Source organism: Luteibacter sp. NPDC031894, assembly GCF_050273135.1.
Classification (GTDB): domain Bacteria; phylum Pseudomonadota; class Gammaproteobacteria; order Xanthomonadales; family Rhodanobacteraceae; genus Luteibacter.
In genome coordinates this window covers 41415-55171 of record NZ_JBNNMV010000002.1, presented here as the reverse complement: position 1 = coordinate 55171, position 13757 = coordinate 41415, and the positions used below count along the sequence as shown (strand labels likewise).

General features: G+C 66.5%; 14 protein-coding genes. 10 read left to right on the top strand and 4 right to left on the bottom strand.

The window, feature by feature from the left end; genetic code table 11:
- Window position 1: 1 nt before the first annotated feature.
- Entirely contained in the window at window positions 2–649 is a 648-nt protein-coding gene (locus ACQKIE_RS06185; RefSeq protein ID WP_427456922.1) for an HD domain-containing protein, read from the bottom strand.
- Window positions 650–659: 10 nt separating this feature from the next.
- Window positions 660–1076: a cupin domain-containing protein gene (locus ACQKIE_RS06180; protein WP_427456920.1), complete on the bottom strand. Its 417-nt coding sequence runs from the start codon at window positions 1074–1076 to the stop codon at window positions 660–662.
- A 93-nt stretch (window positions 1077–1169) separates the two neighbouring features.
- Here ACQKIE_RS06180 and ACQKIE_RS06175 point away from each other — a divergent pair, with 93 nt between their 5' ends.
- The 3 genes from ACQKIE_RS06175 (at window position 1170) to ACQKIE_RS06165 (ending at window position 6279) form a co-directional block, all read left to right on the top strand.
- A complete protein-coding gene (locus ACQKIE_RS06175; RefSeq protein ID WP_427456918.1) occupies window positions 1170–2576 on the top strand; it encodes a PLP-dependent aminotransferase family protein in 1407 nt (468 codons plus the stop codon).
- 117 nt (window positions 2577–2693) lie between these two features.
- The gene (locus tag ACQKIE_RS06170; protein ID WP_427456916.1) at window positions 2694–4880 is read left to right on the top strand and encodes a penicillin acylase family protein; all 2187 of its coding nucleotides are present in this window, start codon (window positions 2694–2696) and stop codon (window positions 4878–4880) included.
- 73 nt (window positions 4881–4953) lie between these two features.
- Window positions 4954–6279 (top strand): amidohydrolase family protein, encoded by a 1326-nt coding sequence (locus tag ACQKIE_RS06165; protein ID WP_427456914.1) that lies wholly within the window; start codon window positions 4954–4956, stop codon window positions 6277–6279.
- On the opposite strand, the gene ACQKIE_RS06160 is transcribed toward ACQKIE_RS06165, so the two are convergent.
- Window positions 6276–6518 carry a hypothetical protein gene (locus tag ACQKIE_RS06160; protein ID WP_427456912.1) on the bottom strand — a complete coding sequence of 81 codons (243 nt, stop codon included), beginning with the start codon at window positions 6516–6518 and terminating at the stop codon, window positions 6276–6278. The genes ACQKIE_RS06165 and ACQKIE_RS06160 overlap by 4 nt on opposite strands.
- A 424-nt stretch (window positions 6519–6942) precedes the next feature.
- Between ACQKIE_RS06160 and gmk the strand changes: the two genes are divergently transcribed.
- The 7 genes from gmk to ACQKIE_RS06125 all read left to right on the top strand — a co-directional run bounded on the left by gmk (window position 6943) and on the right by ACQKIE_RS06125 (window position 12799).
- A complete protein-coding gene (gene gmk, locus ACQKIE_RS06155) occupies window positions 6943–7560 on the top strand; it encodes a guanylate kinase (protein ID WP_427456910.1) in 618 nt (205 codons plus the stop codon).
- Complete coding sequence (locus ACQKIE_RS06150) at window positions 7557–8369, top strand: ABC transporter ATP-binding protein (protein WP_427456908.1); 813 nt, start codon at window positions 7557–7559, stop codon at window positions 8367–8369. The genes gmk and ACQKIE_RS06150 overlap by 4 nt, the downstream gene beginning before the upstream one ends.
- Window positions 8366–9133 carry a lipid asymmetry maintenance ABC transporter permease subunit MlaE gene (mlaE, locus tag ACQKIE_RS06145; RefSeq protein ID WP_427456906.1) on the top strand — a complete coding sequence of 256 codons (768 nt, stop codon included), beginning with the start codon at window positions 8366–8368 and terminating at the stop codon, window positions 9131–9133. The genes ACQKIE_RS06150 and mlaE overlap by 4 nt, the downstream gene beginning before the upstream one ends.
- Window positions 9134–9191: 58 nt before the next feature.
- Entirely contained in the window at window positions 9192–10067 is an 876-nt protein-coding gene (gene mlaD / locus ACQKIE_RS06140) for an outer membrane lipid asymmetry maintenance protein MlaD (protein ID WP_427456904.1), read from the top strand.
- A gap of 21 nt (window positions 10068–10088) precedes the next feature.
- Entirely contained in the window at window positions 10089–10766 is a 678-nt protein-coding gene (locus ACQKIE_RS06135) for an MlaC/ttg2D family ABC transporter substrate-binding protein (RefSeq protein ID WP_427456902.1), read from the top strand.
- Window positions 10767–10783: 17 nt separating this feature from the next.
- Window positions 10784–11068: an STAS domain-containing protein gene (locus tag ACQKIE_RS06130; RefSeq protein ID WP_427456899.1), complete on the top strand. Its 285-nt coding sequence runs from the start codon at window positions 10784–10786 to the stop codon at window positions 11066–11068.
- A gap of 78 nt (window positions 11069–11146) precedes the next feature.
- A complete protein-coding gene (locus ACQKIE_RS06125) occupies window positions 11147–12799 on the top strand; it encodes a serine hydrolase (protein WP_427456897.1) in 1653 nt (550 codons plus the stop codon).
- Here the strand turns inward: ACQKIE_RS06125 and ACQKIE_RS06120 are convergent, their stop codons facing one another.
- A complete protein-coding gene (locus ACQKIE_RS06120) occupies window positions 12800–13627 on the bottom strand; it encodes an MlaA family lipoprotein (protein ID WP_427456895.1) in 828 nt (275 codons plus the stop codon).
- Window positions 13628–13757: the final 130 nt, after the last annotated feature.

The window sequence follows — 13757 nt, the reverse complement described above, 5'->3', positions numbered from 1 at the left end:
CTCAGTGCGCCCAGGGCGATGCGGCGATGACGCTGCACATGTCCACGCGCTGGAAGCTCGGATCCCTGCAAGCGATGAAATCGTCGTTGAACGTGCCGGTGGTGCTGGCGGGACGGTGCTTCATGCCGTCGTAGAAGACGTCGATGATGTCGTTCTTGAAGGTCTTCTCGCGCGGATACGCGTGTGTCACGGCCTCGAGCTCCTCGTCCGTGAACTGGGTGTAGTGCCGCCCCGCCACGTCCATGCCCGCGCCGACGTGGAGCAAGGTGGCTTCCGCATGCAGGAACTCGGGGATGCCGGGCGTGGTGTGGAAGGCGATGGCCGCCCAGGTCTTCTGTGCGTCCGCTTCGGCGATGCCATGGCCGCGCAGGAAGTCCCGTGCCGCGTTGGCGCCGTCCACTTCGAAGCGTAGCTGGCTCGTGTGGAAGCGCTCCGTCAGGCCGAGGTCGTGGAACATCGACGCGGTGTAGAGGAGCTCCGGGTCATACGCCAGGTTCTCGCGCTTGCCGAGCAACGCCGCCCAGAAGTACACGCGGTGCGAATGCTGGAACAACAGGTGGTGCCCGGTATCGCGGAGGAGCTCCGCCGCTTCGCGAGCGATGCGACTGTCGGGAATGGCGACGCCGAGGCGGTGGGTGGACAGGTTCACGACGGCCACCTCATTTATCCGGCGTCGTCAGGGTCGTTTCGTTGCTGTCGACGACGAACACGGCGAGCAGCTTCGCGGGTTCCGTCTTGCTCGCATTGCGGCTGACGCCATGGTGCTGGCCGGGCTCTTCGTAGAACGACTCGCCCGCCTTGTATGTGCGCGTCGCGCCATTGTCGACCTGGCTTTCGATCGCGCCGGAGACGACATAGGCGTAGATGAAGGCGGATTTCGCGTGGGTGTGGGGCTGGCTCGAGCCGCCCGGCGGGTACATGACTTCGACCGCGGTGAGTGTCTTGCCGGGGATGTTCGGAATGGCGTGCGAGAAGTTCGGCTTGACGTTGTCGCCGGCACCGTGCGCTTCCGCACCCGCCGACACGGCGGTGAGGCTGGCGCACAGCAGGATCGTGAGGATTCGACGCGGTTTCATGGGGTGACTCCGTGGGGGATGCGCCATGGTGCGCCGCCCGTCAGTGCACAGGAAAGGACCAGGAATACGCGACCCGGATGTACCATCTCGTTCATGACGCCGTTGCTGGATATCCGCCTCGATCGCGCCGCCAGCACTACGCTGGCGGAGCAGATCCGTCTTGGCGTTCTCGCGGCTATCGAAAGCGGCGCGCTGGCACCGGGTGCAAGGCTTCCGTCCTGGCTCACCCTGGCGGCGCAGCTCGGGGTTGCACGGGGTACCGTCAAGTCGGCCTACGAGCGGTTGGCGGACGAGCAGGTCGTCGTGTCGGCCGGTTCCGGTGGCACCAGGGTGGCCAAGCAAGCCGTTCGAGCGGGCAGTGGCATCCCGTCCGAGACTCTCGAAGCGACGCCCTCGCAGTACGCGCACCTCCTTGCGCCGCCAACCATGTTCCAGATGGGCGTGCCGTCGTCGGACCGTTTCCCCGTCGGGCTGCTCGGTCGTCTGCGGGCGCACGCGGTCCGTGCGGAAACGGCAGCGCGCGCCGTGTACCCCGACCCTCGTGGCGAGCTCGCCTTGAAGCGGGAGATCGCGGCTCATCTTGCGCTCGCCAGGGGCTTCGACTGCCGCCCGTCGCAGGTCTTCATCATGGCCGGTTTCACCGGTGCGCTTGGGCATGTGCTCAGGCTGCTGGAGGTCGAGGGCGGTACCGCCTGGATGGAAGACCCGGGATTCTTCCAGAGTCGCCGCGCGCTCGAGCTCGCGCGCGTCACGCCTGTCCCGGTGCCGGTGGACGACGATGGCATGGACATCGCCCACGGCATCGCACACGCGCCCGACGCCGACGTCGTGCTGGTGACGCCGGGCCAGCAGGCGCCGCTCGGCGGCACCCTGTCGTTGCAGCGCCGTATGGACCTGATCGGATGGGCCGCCCGTCGCGGCGCATGGATCGTCGAGGACGATTATCTCGGCGAGTTGCAGCTGAAGCGGCGTGCCGCCCCCGCGCTCGCCTCGCTCGACGGCTTCGGACGCGTGGTCCACATCGGATCGTTCAGCAAGACCGTCAGCCCGTCGCTTCGCCTGGGTTTCGTGGTGGTCCCGCCAGCCCTGGTGGAGCGCTTCAACGAGCTCGTGCTGTGCTTGGGCTCCTCGCCGGGTCCGGCCGTGCAACATGCCATCGCCGACTTCATGCGCGAGGGACACTACATGCGTCACCTGCGGCGCATGAAGCGGATCTACGCGGAGCGGGGCGAGCTGGTGCGGGCGACCCTCGAAGGCCTCGGTTACGAGGTACGCATCGGTGGCCTCGGCGTGCTCTTGCGCCTTCCCGACGGCGCGCCCGATGTCGCGATGGCGCAGGAAGCGCGTGGCCTGGGACTCGGGCCGGAACCACTCAGCCGCTGGTTCGATCCGCAGAGCCAGGCCGACCGCGGTTTGCTCCTCGGCGTCGCCACGGCGGACGAAACACGCATACCGGACGCATGTCGTACGCTGCACGACCTGATCGCCAAGCACCTCTGAAGACGCACCTCGACGCCCGATGGCGTCGCGGAAGCGCGATGCGGGACGACGGGCACTTGACCCGGCGCGGCGTAACGGCGCTAGCATCGACGATCGCTTCCACGGCAGCCCTCCCCGATGATCCTTCGCCGGAACCTCCTGTTTCTCGCACTGGTCCTTGCCAGCCCCGCCGCGTTCGCGCGTCCGGCACCGGCCGACGACGCGCGCTGGAAGAAGGAGGCGGCCGCGGTAACGATCGTCCGCGACGACTGGGGCATCGCGCATGTCCATGGCAAGCGCGATGCCGATGCGGTCTTCGGCATGGCTTATACGCAGGCCGAAGACGACTTCAATCGCGTCGAGACCAATTACCTCACGTCACTGGGATGGATGGCGCAGGCCGAAGGCGAATCGGCGCTGTGGACCGATCTGCGCCAGCGCCTGTTCGTCGACGAGACGGAGCTGAAGGCGATGTACGGCCGTGCGCCGTCGTGGCTCAAGGGCCTGATGGACGCCTGGGCCGACGGCCTCAACTACTACCTCGCCACGCATCCCGACGTGCATCCCCGCGTGATCCGTCGCTTCGAGCCGTGGATGGCGCTCAGCTTCAGCGAGGGCAGCATCGGTGGCGACATCGAGCGGGTGAAACCGTCCGGCCTTCAGGCCTTTTACGGAAAGGATCCTGCCGGCGCGCTCGCGCAAGTCGTGCCTCCGTCGAGCTGGGCCGAACCGACGGGATCGAACGGGATCGCGATTGCGCCGAAGCTCACCACGGATGGTCACGCGCTGCTGTTGATCAACCCGCACACGTCCTTCTTCTTCCGCTCGGAACTGCAGATGTCCAGTGACGAGGGATTGGACGCTTATGGCGCCGTGACCTGGGGCCAGTTCTTCATCTACCAGGGCTTCAACAAACACATCGGCTGGATGCATACGTCGACCGGCGCGGACGTGGTGGACGAATTCGCGGAAACGATCGAACGCAAGGACGGCAAGCTGTTCTACCGGTACGGAAAGGCGCTTCGGCCGGTGACCGTGCGTGAGATCGTGGTGCCGGTTCGCTCCGCAGACGGTTCAACCGTCGAACGTCATTTCACGACGTATGCCACGCACCACGGTCCCATCGTCCGCGCGGAAGGAGACAGGTGGATCGCCGAGGCGCTGATGAACAAGCCGCTGGAGGCGCTGCAGCAGAGCTGGCTGCGCACCAAGGCCAACGACTACGCCACCTATATGAAGGTAGCGGAATTCAAGGCGAACTCGTCGAACAACACCATCTACGCGGACGACAAGGGCAATATCGCCTACCTGCATCCCCAGTTCATACCGAAACGCGACGATCGCTTCGACTATACGAAGCCGGTGGATGGCAGCAACCCCGACACCGAATGGAAGGGACTGCTGCCGCTGGACAAGGCCCCGCGGTTGTTCAATCCAGCGACGGGATGGATCTTCAACACCAACGACTGGCCGTACTCGGCCGCCGGCCCGGACAGCCCGAAGCAGGGGGACTTCCCGCGCTACATGGATGCCGTCGGCGAGAATCCGCGCGGCCTGCATGCCACCCGCGTGCTTACCGGTCGCCAGGGATTCACTCTCGCCTCGCTCATCGACGCCGCTTTCGATCCCTACCTCCCGGCGTTCGCGCGCCAGTTGCCGATCCTCATCGCGGACTACGACGCACTGCCGGCGACCGATCCGATGAAACGCCAGCTCGCCGGTCCGGTCGCCCTGTTGCGCACCTGGGACTACCGCTGGGGCATCGCCTCCCTGCCGACGTCGCTCGCGGTGTTCTGGGGCGACATCCTCTGGGACAAGGCCAGCAAACTCGACACCGCCGAGGGTCTTTCGATCTACGACGTCATGGCCGAGAAGGCCGGGCCTCAGGCACGCCTCGCCGCATTGGCCGAGGCCGCCGACCGCCTGGAAAAGGACTTCGGCAGCTGGGGCGTGCCCTGGGGTGAAGTCAATCGCTTCCAGCGCGTGGACGGCGCCATCAAGCAGCCGTTCGACGACGCGAAGCCAAGCATCCCCGTGCCCTTCACCTCATCGCGCTGGGGCTCGCTCGCGTCCTTCGGTGCCCACCGCTGGCCCGGCACGAAACGCTACTACGGCACCAGCGGCAACAGCTTTGTCGCCGTTGTCGAATTGGGCGACAAGGTGCGTGCAAGGGCGATCACGGCGGGCGGCGAAAGCGGCGACCCGGCCTCGAAGCATTTCAACGACGAGGCCGAGCGCTATACGACCGGGAATTTGCGGAAAGTCTATTTCTGGCCGGAGGATCTGCAGGGGCATGTGGAGCGGACGTACCGTCCGGGCGATTGAAAACGAGCGACTTGTTCGTTGAAATCGACGTGCCATTTCGGTCATATAACTGGTTTGCGAGGGGAGAAACGTAATGGTTCGACGCACCAGGCTGTGGGCGCTGCTTGCCCTGTCGTTGTTCTCCATGGCGTGCGTCGGTGCCGATGCGCCACCGTCCGTTGACTCGGTCCTGCTCAAGGCCGACCGTGTCTTCGACGCCCGTGACGAGCAGACGCACGAAGGGTGGGTGGTGCTCGTGCAAGGCGGGAAGATCGCGGACGTCGGGCCCGTGGCGAAGGTCAGCGCACCCGCCGGTACGCAGACGATCGACCTGCCCGGCACGACCCTGCTCCCGGGACTGATCGACGCGCACTCGCACATCTTCCTGCATCCGTACAACGAGACGCTCTGGAACGACCAGGTACTGAAGGAGACGCTCGCGTTCCGCACCGTGGAAGCGGTGAAGCACGCGCGCGACACGCTGATGAGCGGCTTCACCGCCCTGCGCGACCTGGGTACGGAAGGTGCGGGCTATGCGGATGTGGACGTTCAGCGCGCCATCGACAAGGGGCTGATCCCTGGTCCGCACCTCTTCGTCGCGACGCGCGCGACCATCGCGGGACATTGTTACGGACCTGGCCCGCTGGGTTTCCGCGACGACATCGACCTGCCGCAGGGCGGCATCCCGGTGAGCGGAACGGCGCAAATGATCGACGCCGTGCGCGACCAGGCGGCGCACGGCGCGGACTGGATAAAGATCTACGCCGACTACCACTGCGGCAAGAGCAAGGGCTCCGTGCCTACGTTCACCGAGGAGGAACTGAAGGCGGGCGTCGACATAGCGCACTCGCTCGGCTTGCCCGTGGCGGTGCATTCCAGCACGGCCGAAGGCATGCGGCGTTCGGTGCTTGCCGGCGTCGACACCATCGAGCACGGTTACGACGGCACACCCGAAGTGTTCGCCCTCATGAAGAAGCACGGCGTCGCGTACATGCCGACGCTCGAGGCGAGTGCGGCCTACGCCGAGTATTTTGGCGGTTGGAAGCCCGGCCAGCCGCCCACGGAGGCCATCGAGAAATCGGCGCAGGCGTTCAAGCGGGCGATGGACGCCGGCGTGACCATCGGCAACGGCAGCGACGTGGGCGTGTTCACCCACGGCACGAACTACAAGGAACTGGAGTGGATGGTGCGCGACGGCATGCGACCCGCCCAGGCCTTGCTGGCCGCCACCGCGGTCGACGCAAAGGTGCTGCGCCAGCAGGACCATATCGGCCAGCTGCGCAGCGGCCTCGATGCCGACATCATCGCCGTCCCGGGGGATCCGACGAAGGACATCGGGACGCTGGCGCACGTGACCTTCGTGATGAAGGGTGGGGTGGTCTACAAGCGGCCCGAGGGCGGCACGGACGACGCGCGCTAGGCGTCGGCCGTTTCGACATCCGCATCGGGTGCGGCCTGGCGAGGCTCGGCAGGGGCCGCGGGCTGCGCAAGATCTCGCGCGGCGATTTCGTCCAGGGTGTGTCCCAGCGCGACGTCATCGCTGGTGCCGTAGTAGCCCGGCGACCAGTTATGCCGCCGGGAGGCGTCCTGCCGCGCGGTCTCGAACTCCAGCTTGTGCGGATAATAGTTGAGCGCATTCATGGTAAGGGCGACGTACATGGCCATGCCTCGGTGCACGAACTCGTGCGGAAGCGGATGGGCGAGCCGGGTCTCGCGTCCTCGCCCGCGGCGACTGCCTAAGGGGCGAGCGTAAATCGATGGACCGGTCGTGCGCCGGGCGGTTGCCCCGACGCAGATTCAGGTTGCGCCGGCGCGCATTAAACACGCGTAATCGAATTGCGTTTTGAGCCCTGTTTTATAGGGGTTTCGTGCATGACTGATGGCACAGGAACGTTGCTTGCGAAACTGATTTTCCAGCTGGCGGACCCACACCCTTGCCGTGCTCGCGTCCCGCGCTGGCCGACCCGGCCCGGAAACCCGGTACAATCCCCTTTTGCACAACAGGATGCGTGCCGATACCGACCCGTTCGGTGCGCCGGTGCCACCGGGAGCGAGCCATGTACCCCCAACGAGTTACCCGCGGATGACCGAAGGCACCCTGTTCGTGGTGGCTGCGCCCTCCGGCGCGGGCAAGTCCACGTTGGTCAACGCGCTGCTCGAGTGCGAGCCGGACATCTCGCTGTCGATCTCGCACACGACGCGCCCGCCCCGGGTGGGCGAGGAGTACGGCAGGCATTACTTCTTCGTGGAGCGGCCGGACTTCGAGCGGGAGATCGCCGATGGCATCTTCCTCGAGCATGCCGAGGTCCACGGCAACCTCTACGGCACCTCCCGCACCGTGGTCGAGGGCACGCTGGCCCAGGGCCGCGACGTGCTGCTCGAGATCGACTGGCAAGGCGCGCGCCAGGTACGTAGCCGGAAGCCCGACTGCGTGAGCGTCTTCATCCTGCCGCCGTCGCGGGTGGAGCTGGAGCGCCGCCTGCGCGGCCGGGCCTCCGACAGCCCCGAGGTGATCGAGCGCCGGCTCTTCAACTCGCGCGAGGAGATCGCCCATGCGCACGAGTTCGACTACATCATCGTCAACGACCGCTTCGAGGACGCCCTGGGCGATCTTCGGTCGATCGTCCGCGCCGTGCGCCAGCGCGCGCCACTGGCCGCGCGCCGCCATGAAACGCTGATCGAGGAGCTCCTCGCCCCATGACCGACGACGCCATCGTCCGCGTGCGCGGACTCACCACGGTCCTCAACGGCAAGACCATCTTCGACAATCTCGACCTCGACATTCCCCGCGGCAAGGTCACCGCCATCATGGGGCCCAGCGGCACGGGCAAGACGACCTTGCTCAAGCACATCACCGGCCAGATGCGCGGCGACGCGGGCAGCGTCGAGGTCGACGGCCGGAACGTGCCGGCGCTGTCGCGCGAGAAGCTGTTCGAACTGCGTGAGCGGATCGGCTACCTGTTCCAGAACTCCGCGCTGCTCACCGATTTCGACGTGTTCGAGAACATCGCCTTCCCGTTGCGCCAGCACACGAAGCTGCCGGAAGAGCTCATTCGCAATATCGTGCTGAACAAGCTCCAGGCCGTGGGCTTGCGCGGCGCCGCGCGTCTCATGCCCACGGAGCTTTCCGGCGGCATGGCCCGCCGCGTGGCCCTCGCGCGCGCCATCGTCTTCGATCCCGCGCTGATCCTCTACGACGAGCCCTTCGTGGGTCTCGACCCCATCGCCCTGAACCAGGTGCTGCTGCTGATCCGCACGCTCAACGAGACACTGGGTATCACCAGCGTCCTCGTGGCGCACGAGTTGGCCGCCGTGCAGAAGGTGGCCGACCACGTGTACCTCATCGCCAACGGCAAGGTCGTGGCGCAGGGCAATCCCGCCACGCTGGCCAGCGACGGCTCGCCGTGGACGGCGCAGTTCTTCGGTGGCGAGGCCGACGGCCCGGTGCCGTTCCAGTATCCCGCCGGCGACTACGCCAGCGCGCTCGGTTTCCCCGGAGGCAAGGCATGACCAGCAGGGACGACAACGTCGTCGTTCGCAGCCTGGCGCAGATCGGCGCCTGCGGGCTGTTCCTCCTGACGATCCTCGCGGCCATCCCGCGCAGCTTCCGGCACGGCCGCGAGACATTGCGGCAAATCTGGTTCGTCGGTGCGATGAGCCTCACCATCGTGATGACCTGCGGCCTCTTCGTGGGCATGGTGCTCGGCCTGCAGCTGTACGACGTGCTCTCGATCTTCGGCGGCACGTCGGCGACCGGCACCGTCGTCGCCATCGCCATCTACCGTGAACTCGGACCTGTCGTCACCGCCTTGCTGTTCGCAGGCCGCGCCGGTACGTCGGTCACCGCCGAGATCGGTCTCATGCGTGCGACCGACCAGCTCGACGCCATGGAGATGATGGCGGTCGATCCGATCGCCTACGTGGCCGCGCCGCGCTTCCTGGCCGGCGTCATCGCACTGCCGCTGCTCGCCGTGGTGTTCTGCGCCATGGGCGTGTTCGGCGGTCACCTGGTCGGCGTGACCTGGCTGGGCATCGACAACGGCACCTTCTGGTCGAACATGACCGCCACCGTCGACATCCATAAGGACATCGTCGACGGCGTGCTCCTCAAGTCCATCGCCTTCGGCATCGTGGTCTCGCTGATCGCGGTGTTCCAGGGCTACACCACCCCGCCCACCAGCGAAGGCGTCGCCTATGCGACGACGCGCACGGTGGTGGCCTCGTCCATCGCCATCCTGGCGCTGGACTTCGTCCTCACCTCGTTCCTGATCTGAGGCACCGGAGACCCGCCATGACCGCCCATTCCCCCATCGCCCACCCGAGGATCGTGCCGTGACCCAGAGACGTTCCTATGCCGTCGGCACCGGCCTGTTCATCGTGCTCGGCTTTGCCGCCCTGGCGTACCTCGCCACCCAGACCACCTCGGTGGCCAATACCAGCCGTGGCTCCACCTATAACGTGGAGACCCGGTTCGCCAACGTCGGGCAGCTCAAGGTCCGCGCGCCCGTGAAGGTCGCCGGCGTCCGCGTCGGCTCGGTGCAGGCCATCGACCTCGTGCCGGGCAAGGAAGAGGCGAAGGTCACCCTCGCCATCGACGACAGCCACAAGGACATCCCCGCTGATTCGGTCGCCACCATCTACACCAGCGGTCTGCTCGGCGACCAGTACGTCGGCATCCAGTTCGGGCAGTCGAAGACCCCGGTGAAGGAAGGCGGCGAGATCGGCCTGACCCGTCCCGCGCAGCAGCTGGAGGAAATGCTCGGCAAGTTCTTCGGCGGCGGCAGCGCGCCGGATCGCCTGGGTGGAACCTTCCACGTGACCGGCAGCTTCACCAATATCGGCGGCCTGCAGCCGGGCGCGGCGGTGAAGATGGCCGGTGTGCCGATCGGCAGCGTCGAATCGGTCGTGGTGAAACCGGGCGCGGTGGAAGCCACGGTGACCCTTGCGATCGACAAGCGCTACTCCCAGATACCGGATGACTCCTCGGCCGCCGTATTCACTAGCGGTTTGATCGGCAGCCAGTATGTTGCGATCCAGCCCGGCGGGTCGCCGGAATACCTGGCGGACGGCGACAGCTTCGTGCTGACGCAGTCCGCGCTGCAGCTGGAAGACCTGATCGGCAAGTTCCTGGTGAACGGTTCGCCGAGCGAGAACAAGTCCGGTGGCGCCCAGGGTGCCACCCCATCCGATAACGCCGGCAAGAAGTAAGGCCGGACCAGGAGACACCGCATGATGCGTCAGCTTTCCCTAGCCATCGCCCTCGCCGTGACCGCGGCGGTGGCCATGCCCGCCATCGCCCAGGATGCCGCCGCGCCGGCGGCCGCGGCTACCGAGTCCCCGCAAGCGATCGTTACCACGATCTCCGACGACCTCGCCAAGGCCATCGAAGGCCACCAGGCCGAACTGAAGAGCGACAAGGAAAAACTCATCGCCGTCATCGACGATGTTTTCCTGCCGCACTTCGACATCGACTACGCGTCCATCCTGGTCCTCGGACAGAACGCGTCGAAGGCCTCCCCGGAGCAGCGCGAGCGCTTCGCGAAAGCGTTCTACAACTCGATCACCCACCGCTACGCCGAAGGTCTGCTGAACTACACCCGTGGCCGCGTGAAGGTGCTGCCGTTCAGCGGCGACCTCAACAACAAGCGCACCGTGGTTCGCACCCAGGTCATGCTCGACGATGGCAAGTCGGTGTCGGTCGACTACGCGTTCCGCAAGTCGAAGACGGGTGACTGGAAGGCCTACGACGTGATCATCGAGGGCATCTCGTACATCACCAACTACCGCAACCAGGTCGATGCCGAGATCAAGAAGGAAGGCCTCGACCAACTCACGGCCGACCTCGAGCAGAAGGGCTCGGCGGCCATCGACGAGATGCAGCAGCAGGGCGGCGGCGCGAAGAAGTGAGCCAGGCCGCGTTCCAGTTGAGCCATCCGGCGCCGGAGACCCTCGCGGTCTCCGGCGCCCTCACGTTCGCGACCGCGTCGGACGTCCTCGACGCCGGCCGGGCCGAACTGGACCGGGGGCGCCAGGTCGCGCTCGACCTCTCCGGTGTCGCCCAGGCCGACAGTGCCGGGCTCGCCACGGTGCTGGCGCTTCTTGCGCACGCGCGCGGCAAGGGCACGGCGCTTTCGGTCGTCGGTGCGCCGGCCGGTCTGCTCGCCCTGGCCCGCGTCTCCGGCGTCGATTCGCTCCTCATCTCCGCCTGAGCACCGCCGACGGCTACCTGTTCCGGCCATTGGCGGCCGTGCTAGCTTTCGGCCACCTCAAGCCAGGTCGGAGCAGCCATGCGCCTTGTCCGGTCCGTCGTCCTCGCCACCGCCATCGCGACCTGCCTCGGCGTCGCGCCCGAGACCCCCGCCCAGTCCGCATCGGCGACTAGCCGGCACAAGCAGGTCGACCGCCTGTTCCAGCCGCCGGATGGCAAGCCCTCGCCCGGCTGCGCCGTGGGCATCTCGAAGGACGGCGCGCTCGACTATGCGCGCGGCTACGGCATGTCGAACCTCGAGCAAGGCGTGCCCATGGCGCCGGACACGGTGCTCCATGTCGGGTCGATAGCCAAGCAGTTCACGGCGTTCTCGATCGGACTGCTCGCCCAAGAGGGCAAGCTGTCCCTCGACGACGATGTCCGGAAGTACGTGCCGGAGATGCCCGATTACGGCAAGACGATCACCCTTGCACACCTCGTCCACCACACCAACGGCCTGCGCGAGCAAGGCCAGTTGCTGAACCTGGCGGGCTGGCGCGGCGACGACGTCTATACGGAAGCGGACATCCTTCGCGTGCTGAGCCGGCAGCGCCAGCTGAATTTCGCGCCGGGAACGGAGGTCGTCTACGGCAACGCCGCTTACACCCTGCTTGGCCTGGTGGTGAAGCGGGTGTCGGGCAAGCCGTTGAGAGAGTTCGCGCAGGAGCGGATTTTCGAGCCGCTGGGGATGACCGACAGCCGGTTCCGCGACGATCACACCGCCCTCGTACCGCGGCGCTCACCGGCCTATGTGGCCCGCGCGGGAGGCGGCTGGGACATCGCCGTCCCGAACATCGACCATTACGGTTCGACCAGCTTGCTCACCACGGTCGGCGATCTGCTGAAGTGGGAACAGAACCTGGTCGATGCCCGCGTGGGCGGCCCCGCGCTCATCAAGTGGATGGAAACGTCCGGCGTACTCAACGACGGCACCCCGATCGAGTATGGCGCGGGCCTGCGCCTCGGCAGCTATCGCGGCGTGCGCATGGTGAGCCATGACGGCGCGGACGGCGGCTACCGTGCGGATTCGATCCTGTTCCCGGACCAGCGCCTCGCGATCGTGGCGCTGTGCAACGCCGGAGGCTCTGGTCCCAACGAGCTCGTGCGGAAGGTGGCTGACATCTATCTCGGGGACAGCGCGCGAGGCCGGAGATTCGCACCGCCGGTCGCGATGCCGGAAGCCGAGCAATCCGTGCTCGCCGGTGCGTACTGGAGCCCGCTCACGGACGAGGTCGTACGGTTGGAATGGAAGGATGGCGCCCTGCGCCAGGTCGACGCGCCGACCGTTATGGTCCCGGTGGGGAAGGGCGTGTTCCGCCTGGGCGAGTCCCAGCAGGAATGGCGGTTCAAAGGCTCCGAACTGACCATCCGGGATTTCTGGCCGACCACGAGGGGCTTCGTTCGCATCACCGATCCGCTGCCCGGGCCTGAGGCGCTCGCGGTGTTGGCCGGCGACTATCGCAGCGAGGAAACGGAGATGACCTACACGGTCCGCGTCGAGGGCGGCAAGTTACGGCTTACCTGGCCGCGCGCCTACGACCTGACACTCGAAGCCGTGGGTGGCGACCGTTTCATCGGCTCGCGCGGCACCGTCACCTTCGCCCGGGAAGCCTCCGGCGAGGTGACCGGTCTGACCATCAGCAATCGCCGCCTGCGCCGGCTGGCCGCCAGCCGGGTCGACGCCGAGAGCTGATCATTCCGGCTGTTCGCCGTTCTTCCGTTCCCACGTGTGCTGTTCTTCCAGCAGCTTGTCGGGATCGAAGTCCTTGCTGTCGTTCAGGCCCTGCATCTGCTCGATCGCTTCCGGCGGCGGGTTGCCGTAGTAGTTCTTGTAGAGACGCTGCTGACGGTAGGCGTCGCGCATGAACACGTACGGATCGTAAGCCGAGGCCAGGAAGCTTTCGGCATCGATGCCGCGCGAGCGAAGGGTCACGAGGTAGAGGACCTGCGGCACGTACTGCTGGTCGTACTTGAACTCGTGGTTACGCGAGTAGTAGCTGATCGGATCGAAGAAATAGCTGTCGACCGGCAGGCGCCAGACGTCGCGGACGGTGGTCGGGCCGACGAAGGGCAGCATCAGGAACTCGCCCTCGGGCACGCCCCACTGGGCCAGGGTCACGCCGAAGTCGTTCTCTTCGAGCGGGAGACCGAGCAGGCTGGCCGGGTCCTTGAAGCCCAGGAAGCCGATGGTGAGGTTGACCACGAAACGGCTGGTGGACTGCAGGGCCTGCTTCGGACGGGCCTGGAGCAGGTCGTTGGCCACCGTGATCGGCAGGCGGATGTTCGTGTAGAAGTCGCTGATCGCCGTGCGGACGGGCGGGTTGGTCACCTTCCGGTACCCGACGGCGACAGGGCGGATGACCGCCTTGTCCAACGTGTCGTTGAAGGCGTAGACCTTACGGTTGAAGTTCTCGTTCGGGTCGTCCGTCCGCGGCGGTGCCACATGGCAGGCGGCCAGGAGGAGGATAACGAGGGCGCCGAGCGCCGTGCGGACCATCCGGGGCAGGTTTCTGGGGTGCATCGATGCGGCTTTGGGGGTGGGGCGGTTCTTTATTGTACCGTGCGGTATTATTATTTGCACCAGGGCCGTCCGTCTTGGCAGAACCGCGCATCATACCCCTCCCCCAATTGCCAGCCAACGGGGCGGGCAA

Excerpts from the sequence above, each read along its gene's own strand:
- ACQKIE_RS06180 (WP_427456920.1), bottom strand. The coding sequence starts at position 1,076 with ATGAAACCGCGTCGAATCCTCACGATCCTGCTGTGCGCCAGCCTCACC.
- ACQKIE_RS06175 (WP_427456918.1), top strand. The coding sequence starts at position 1,170 with ATGACGCCGTTGCTGGATATCCGCCTCGATCGCGCCGCCAGCACTACG.
- ACQKIE_RS06170 (WP_427456916.1), top strand. The coding sequence starts at position 2,694 with ATGATCCTTCGCCGGAACCTCCTGTTTCTCGCACTGGTCCTTGCCAGC.
- ACQKIE_RS06165 (WP_427456914.1), top strand. The coding sequence starts at position 4,954 with ATGGTTCGACGCACCAGGCTGTGGGCGCTGCTTGCCCTGTCGTTGTTC.
- ACQKIE_RS06160 (WP_427456912.1), bottom strand. The coding sequence starts at position 6,518 with ATGTACGTCGCCCTTACCATGAATGCGCTCAACTATTATCCGCACAAG.
- gmk (WP_427456910.1), top strand. The coding sequence starts at position 6,943 with ATGACCGAAGGCACCCTGTTCGTGGTGGCTGCGCCCTCCGGCGCGGGC.
- ACQKIE_RS06150 (WP_427456908.1), top strand. The coding sequence starts at position 7,557 with ATGACCGACGACGCCATCGTCCGCGTGCGCGGACTCACCACGGTCCTC.
- mlaE (WP_427456906.1), top strand. The coding sequence starts at position 8,366 with ATGACCAGCAGGGACGACAACGTCGTCGTTCGCAGCCTGGCGCAGATC.
- ACQKIE_RS06135 (WP_427456902.1), top strand. The coding sequence starts at position 10,089 with ATGATGCGTCAGCTTTCCCTAGCCATCGCCCTCGCCGTGACCGCGGCG.
- ACQKIE_RS06125 (WP_427456897.1), top strand. The coding sequence starts at position 11,147 with ATGCGCCTTGTCCGGTCCGTCGTCCTCGCCACCGCCATCGCGACCTGC.
- ACQKIE_RS06120 (WP_427456895.1), bottom strand. The coding sequence starts at position 13,627 with ATGCACCCCAGAAACCTGCCCCGGATGGTCCGCACGGCGCTCGGCGCC.